A 644-nucleotide genomic window follows, 5' to 3' on the forward strand; every position below is an offset into this window, starting at 1 on the left:
ACCACCAATTCGGCCATCCGTTACCCATTTGCACAGTACCTTGGCGCACTGCATTAAAAATATCCGGGCCGCTAGCCAAGCTCTTTGCGCCTCCGGGGTAAGCCGTAATATCGAGCCGTCCGCCCGACATTACTCTTACCTTGTCGGCCATCACAATTAGCTGTTGATAGTCGACACTCGACTCAACCGCTTGCGATTGCAGCTTCCACTCAAAGGTTTTGTTTGATTCTGAGTTACTGCAGGCAGAAAGCAGAAAAACAATCGTTGGTATGAGCAGAGAAAAACGTGCTGTCTTACTATACGTACTGTACTTGGAAGTATTCATGTCGAAAGCGCATCGCGAAAGCCTAATTAGTTACATCCAGTGTAGTACATTCGCTTGAGAACACGATTAAAAATCAACCAGTTAATTGTATGTGTATTTATATTTCCCCGGCACTCGCTATGCGACGCAGCGCTTAGAACGGACAAGGACATTCAACACGAAGGCGCTGTTTCGATATAGGGTGATCAAAGCAGATCTCAGACGCATGCAACATCAATCTATCGGCCATGTGAAACGCTTCGTCCGAAGCGTATAAGTCGCAGCCAAGAATGGGATGGCCTATCTGCTGGCTGTGTATTCTCAGTTGGTGGGTACGGCC

At 47.7% G+C, this 644-nt stretch carries 2 pseudogenes; both read right to left on the reverse strand.

The features are described from left to right. Nucleotides 1-325 (reverse strand): annotated as a pseudogene (locus A3751_RS21005) (hypothetical protein); the annotation flags it as partial. A 133-nt stretch (nucleotides 326-458) separates the two neighbouring features. Next, nucleotides 459-644: pseudogene (locus A3751_RS23685) on the reverse strand (RluA family pseudouridine synthase); the annotation flags it as partial.

This window comes from Oleiphilus sp. HI0080, assembly GCF_001635135.1.